Consider the following 5,518-nt stretch of genomic DNA (forward strand, 5'->3'; position numbering starts at 1 on the left):
GATTGACCTCCTTTCGCATTTGTATGTTATGGGAATCATTATACCGCGAATGGTGATTCAACAAAACCTTTTTGGTTCTGGCTTGTCCAGGTTAGGTAGCTCTTATTTTTTAATAAATCAAGTGTTTTATATTCTTTTTTAAGCATGCAAAAACCTAACCGGACATCACTGATTTTTTGATGATTTTTTCCCCCATCCATTCCAGCGATCCCTGGTAAAGGGAAAGAAAAATACCAATGAGGAAAAGGGCGGCCAGAATTTTTGAAAGATCGCTCTGGTAAAGGGCAATGCGGATGGCATGGCCGATGCCGGCGTTGGCTGCAATGAATTCCGCCACAATGGTGCCAGCCATGGCAAGGGTGGCACTGCCGGAAATAACGGTGGTGAGTTTCCGGATGTTTTCAAAGGCCCTGATTTTAATCTCCAGCTGCCAGCGCATGCGGCCGGTGGCCAGATAGAAATGCTCAATGTCGGTGATGGGCTCGGACATGATGCTCACCACGGATAACAGCAACGGAAAATAGCAGATCATTGCGGCAATGATCAATCGGGATAGAAATCCATCCCCCAGCAGAATAAAGATGATGGGGGCCACGGCCACAATGGGGTATGCCTGGATATTATAGGCTGCAGCTTTAATAAAGGAGCCTATCCAGGAACTTTTTCTTGCTGCTGTGCCAATGGAAAAGGCCATGACAATGGAAAGGATCTGCCCCACCATGGCCACCCCCAGGGTGTTTAAAACATCATAAAGATAACCGTTGGCCACGGCACAACCGGTATTCCAGATTTCCAGGGGGCCGGGGATGACATAATCAGACAGGCCCAGGAGTGATTTTAAGACCAGAAGAAATCCGATTCCTGCGCCATATACAATGAAAAATTGTGAAATTCGTCTAACAAGCATTCATGATCCCCAATAAAACCCCATCCAGTTCATGGCTGTTTATGACATCATTCCGGTGGATGTTCAATCCTTTTATCAGGCTGGTCTGGGGATGTTTTCCTGCCTTTAGCAGCACCAGGATGGCATCACTGAACTTGGATACCTCCATGAGATTGTGGGAGATGTAAAGAAAGTATTTTTGGGGAAAGAGTTCCTTTATTTTAAAAATAATATTTTCCTTGGATCGTTCGTCCACATTGGCAAGGCTTTCATCCATGACCAGAAGATCAAATTCCTGGAGCAGATAACGGATCAGGTTAATGCGATTTTGCTGCCCCAAAGACAATTGGGAAAATTTTTGGTTCATGAAGGGTTCCATGGCAAAGGTGTCCACCAATTCCCGGCACAGGTCATTCATGCCCGGGGGGGTGACTTTTTCCAGATGTCGACCAATGGAAGACCAGCCCGGCAGCCGTTCCTGGTTGTAGGTGTACAGAAAAACAGTATCTTTTTTTTTGTGTATTTCACCTGTATATCCGGTGATGTCACCGGTGAGGAGTTTGGCAAAGGATGTTTTTCCCACACCGGAAGGCCCGAAAAGGGCATGGAACCCCGGGGTGTCAAGTGCAAATGAGATATCCTGGAATACAAATTCAGAAGACCGGGGGTAGCGGTATCCCAGACCCCGACACTTAAGAAACATAATTTAGCCCCCCATGGGAATTTCCCGGTCGTGCATACCGATGAGATAAAGAAGGCCGTCCAAGCCCACGCTGGAAATGGCTGTTTCTGCCCGGGCCCGGACAATGGGTTTGGCATTAAAGGCCACCCCAAGGCCTGCAATGGTGATCATGGGAAGATCATTGGCCCCGTCTCCCACGGCAATGGTCTGTTCAATGGAAATTTTTTCTTTTTCCGCCAGCTGTTTCAACAGGCAGGCTTTTTTCTCACCGTCAATGATCTCCCCTGTGACCTCCCCTGTGACAATGCCGTCCCGGATCACAAGTTCATTGGCATGGAGATAGTCAAATCCCAGTTTTTCCTTAAGATATTTTCCCACAAAGGTGAATCCCCCGGAAAGGATACCAAGTTTATACCCCAGTCCTTTAAGGGTTCGGGTAACCAGTTCCACCCCCTCGGAAAGCGGCAGGTTGGCTGCCATGTCCTTTAACTCCTCTTCTTTAAGTCCTTTTAGGAGAGCCACCCGTCTTTTAAAACTTTCCTTAAAATCAATCTCCCCGCGCATGGCGGATTCTGTGATTTTTGCCACATCCTCCCCCACACCGGCAAGTTTGGCAAGCTCATCAATGACCTCGGCCTGGATCAGGGTGGAGTCCATGTCAAACACCACAAGCTTTCTGTTTTTGCTGTAGATGTTGTCCATGTGAAAGGAAATATCTATTCCGGTTTCCTGGGATATCTCCATGAAATCCCCCCGCATGGATTTTAAATTCACCGGAGTGCCGCTCACTGTGAGTTGTATGCTGGCCCGGGTGGGAAGATCCAGTTCGTTTTTAAGGGAAATTCTGCCGGTGAGGCGGGTGATGCCGTCAATGTTTAAACCATTTTCTGCAATGACTGAGGTGACCCGGGAAATTTGATGGGCCGTGACCTTTTTGCCCAGCATGGTTATTATCCGGCGTTCCTTGCCCTGGGCCTGGACCCATCGTTCATATTCATCAATATCCACCGGCTTGATTTCCACTGCCAGATGTCTTTTATGCCCCTCATAGAGCATGTCTTTAAAAATGGATGAAAAATCAGTGTCAACGGGGATTTCCACAAGTATGCCCAGTGAGATGTGTTCATGGATCACAGATTGTCCAATATCCAGTACATTGACATTGTAGTGGGCCAGAATGGCGGTAAAACAGGTGTCCAGGCCTTTGTTGTCCTGGCCTGCAATGTTAATCAAAATGAGTTTGCTCATGTTTTTTTATCTTTTGTGTATTTCAAATTTTTACAAGAAAATTCCGGCAAAGGCGGATAACCGGGGCCTTTGAGTCATTTAAAAAGTCTGGGGTAACCTACCATGCCACGGCATTGGATTCAATATTTTTCAAAGTGAATTAAAAAAGGTTGACAGATGGAAGAAAAACCTTTAAAACCTCTCTCATCTTGTTGAGCCCAGGTAGCTCAGTCGGTAGAGCAGGGGACTGAAAATCCCCGTGTCAGCAGTTCGATTCTGTTCCTGGGCACCACACACAAGATATAAGGTTGCGGGGGCGTAGTTCAGTTTGGTTAGAACGCCTGCCTGTCACGCAGGAGGTCGCCGGTTCGAGTCCGGTCGCTCCCGCCACCATCCCAATTCAAAAAAAGATAACATTTTGTGTCCCCATCGTCTAGCCCGGTCCAGGACACCGGCCTTTCACGCCGGCGACAGGGGTTCGAATCCCCTTGGGGACGCCACTTGAAAAATACCAGGGCAGCTTTGGCTGCCCTTTTATTTTTCCCGAAGTCATCCCTATACCAACTCTGATCAAATTTTGGCTTAAAATCAAGCGGTTACAGCAGAGGCGAGAAACAAGACAAACGCCTTTTGGCGTTATTTTTTTGCAGTCTACAAAAAATCAGCAAAGGGGTCAAGATAATATCTGACATTTATTCTTTACCGACGAGTTTTTGTGGGTTAATATGGTTCTATGAAACTGACTGTCAAAGAAAAACTGATGCTTTTGGAGCTTGCCACTGTTGACACCGTCTCAGCGGCCTGTGCTTACATGAATGTCAGCCGGGACACATACTACCGAATCAAAAAGGCTTATGATGAGGGTGGGGTGGAGGCACTGGCACCAAAATATAGGCGGGTGCCCAATCTCAAAAATCGGGTTGCGGATGAGGTGGAAGAGAATGTACTGAAATTGTCTGCAGAAAACCCTGAATTTGGAAAGAAAAAAATCAGCCGGATTTTAAAGGAACAGGGGCATTCAATTTCACCGAACACGGTCAAGGCTGTTTTGGAAAGAAATGCCTGATTTTTTTTGTGAGATACGAAGAGCACTACTACAGCCATTCAATTCCAACTGCATTAGTGCACTGGCCCCGGAATGATAGACAAAAGGCTCGTCGTAATACTCCTAAAATTTCCCACTATAATTTTCAGTAATCCAGATCCAGATCTCTGATGATTTCCACCTAAAAGCCTTATGGTGCGGATACCCGTTCGGAATATCAGGATGACAGCACAATGCTTTTGTTAATCATGCCTTTTTACAAATCGACGATCAGTAGAAGAAATACCAATTTGCTCGACCCTCCGAATTATAGTTAGATTTCTGAATAGGTAGAGAAAGAGGCTTCTCTTGCGGATGAAAAAACTGCTGCCCCACACCAGGTGAATCGGTGCAGGGCGCAGACGTTTATAGGACCATTATTTTACTATTTTTCAAACCAATGGGTAGTTTTTTTGCAAAATCCAACCAGCATCAGCATGACTGGCACTTCGATGAGTACCCCAACCACTGTGGCGAGGGCGGCACCGGAAGACAGGCCAAACAGCATAACGGCAGTTGCAATGGCCACTTCAAAATGATTGGATGCGCCGATCATAGCAGCGGGGGCTGCATCTTCATATTTCAATTTTAAAAACCTTGCAGCAGCATACCCAATAGCAAAAATCAATATTGTCTGAATGAAAAGGGGAATGGCAATCCAGAGTATGATCAATGGATTGGCCGTGATGACTTCTCCTTTAAAACTGAACAACAGGACAAGGGTCAGCAGGAGTGCGCTGATGGTAATCGGAGTCAGGACGCCTAAGAATTTTTCCTTGAACCAGGTTTCTCCTTTTGCTCCGATAATCCATTTCCTTGAGAAAAACCCGGCCACAAGGGGCAGGGCTACATAAATGGCCACAGACAATAAGAGTGCCTGCCAGGGAATGGGGAGCTTGCCCACACCAAGCAGGAACCCGCCAAGGACACCATACAGGACCAGCATGGTAAGGGAATTCAATGCGACCATTACCAGGGTCAGGCCATCGTTCCCCCGTGACAGGTATCCCCATACGAGAACCATGGCGGTGCACGGCGCAATCCCCAAAAGAATACATCCGGCAAAATAGCTTCGCCATAGGGGGATCTGGAGCATTTTAATACCGTCCTGCAGTATGACAACACCTGCCCCATGCTGGGACCCGACGGGCAGATCAAGGCCAAAAGGCATTTTCACAAGGTCCATGGCCTCCACCCCTATAAAAGATTTCAAAAGAAATCCTAAGAAGAACAGGGCAATTGCATACATGGTAAAGGGTTTGATGCACCAGTTTATAAACAGGGTTAGGAATACCGGTTTTCCGCTTTTGCCAGCTTTGATGACGGATGCAAAGTCGATTTTCACCATGATGGGATACATCATGAAAAACAGGCACACCGCAATGGGTATGGACACAACCGGAGCACCATTTACGTTGATGGACATCCCGTCCAGTGTCTTGGCAAGGTCGGGGGCTATTTTACCCAGAAGAATGCCGCCGATAATACACAATCCAACCCAGACCGTCAGATAGCGTTCAAACAGACTGGTCATTTTGCGCTCATTAGATTCTTATCTCTTATTTTCGTGTTGTTTTGGCAAAAGAATTATGTAGACTACTCATAACTATTTGCCAATTCAGGGATTATCACCATTGAT

Annotated in this window: 5 protein-coding genes and 3 tRNA genes; 4 read left to right on the plus strand and 4 right to left on the minus strand. The window is 46.7% G+C overall.

Annotated features, from left to right (window positions below):
• Positions 1–154 precede the first annotated feature (154 nt).
• Genes B9A32_RS20610 through serB form a run of 3 tightly spaced genes read right to left on the minus strand, consistent with a single transcriptional unit; the run spans position 155 to position 2,816 of the window.
• A complete protein-coding gene (locus tag B9A32_RS20610; RefSeq protein WP_084072032.1) occupies positions 155–907 on the minus strand; it encodes an ABC transporter permease in 753 nt (250 codons plus the stop codon).
• A complete protein-coding gene (locus tag B9A32_RS20615) occupies positions 897–1,589 on the minus strand; it encodes an ATP-binding cassette domain-containing protein (protein WP_084072034.1) in 693 nt (230 codons plus the stop codon). Before B9A32_RS20615 ends, B9A32_RS20610 begins: the two co-directional genes overlap by 11 nt.
• Positions 1,590–1,592: 3 nt before the next feature.
• A complete protein-coding gene (serB, locus tag B9A32_RS20620) occupies positions 1,593–2,816 on the minus strand; it encodes a phosphoserine phosphatase SerB (protein ID WP_084072036.1) in 1,224 nt (407 codons plus the stop codon).
• Between the two features lie 195 nt (positions 2,817–3,011).
• Here serB and B9A32_RS20625 point away from each other — a divergent pair.
• The 4 genes from B9A32_RS20625 to B9A32_RS20645 all read left to right on the plus strand — a co-directional run bounded on the left by B9A32_RS20625 (position 3,012) and on the right by B9A32_RS20645 (position 3,861).
• A tRNA-Phe gene (locus B9A32_RS20625) sits at positions 3,012–3,087 on the plus strand.
• A gap of 20 nt (positions 3,088–3,107) precedes the next feature.
• Positions 3,108–3,185 (plus strand) — tRNA-Asp (locus B9A32_RS20630).
• A 32-nt stretch (positions 3,186–3,217) separates the two neighbouring features.
• A tRNA-Glu gene (locus B9A32_RS20635) sits at positions 3,218–3,295 on the plus strand.
• 233 nt (positions 3,296–3,528) lie between these two features.
• The gene (locus B9A32_RS20645; protein ID WP_084072041.1) at positions 3,529–3,861 is read left to right on the plus strand and encodes a helix-turn-helix domain-containing protein; all 333 of its coding nucleotides are present in this window, start codon (positions 3,529–3,531) and stop codon (positions 3,859–3,861) included.
• A 403-nt stretch (positions 3,862–4,264) separates the two neighbouring features.
• On the opposite strand, the gene arsB is transcribed toward B9A32_RS20645, so the two are convergent.
• Entirely contained in the window at positions 4,265–5,413 is a 1,149-nt protein-coding gene (arsB, locus tag B9A32_RS20650; RefSeq protein ID WP_084072043.1) for an ACR3 family arsenite efflux transporter, read from the minus strand.
• Positions 5,414–5,518 lie beyond the last annotated feature (105 nt).

This window comes from Desulfocicer vacuolatum DSM 3385 (assembly GCF_900176365.1).
GTDB classification, from domain to species: domain Bacteria; phylum Desulfobacterota; class Desulfobacteria; order Desulfobacterales; family Desulfobacteraceae; genus Desulfocicer; species Desulfocicer vacuolatum.

Excerpts from the sequence above, each read along its gene's own strand:
- B9A32_RS20610 (WP_084072032.1), bottom strand. The coding sequence starts at position 907 with ATGCTTGTTAGACGAATTTCACAATTTTTCATTGTATATGGCGCAGGA.
- B9A32_RS20615 (WP_084072034.1), bottom strand. The coding sequence starts at position 1,589 with ATGTTTCTTAAGTGTCGGGGTCTGGGATACCGCTACCCCCGGTCTTCT.
- serB (WP_084072036.1), bottom strand. The coding sequence starts at position 2,816 with ATGAGCAAACTCATTTTGATTAACATTGCAGGCCAGGACAACAAAGGC.
- B9A32_RS20645 (WP_084072041.1), top strand. The coding sequence starts at position 3,529 with ATGAAACTGACTGTCAAAGAAAAACTGATGCTTTTGGAGCTTGCCACT.
- arsB (WP_084072043.1), bottom strand. The coding sequence starts at position 5,413 with ATGACCAGTCTGTTTGAACGCTATCTGACGGTCTGGGTTGGATTGTGT.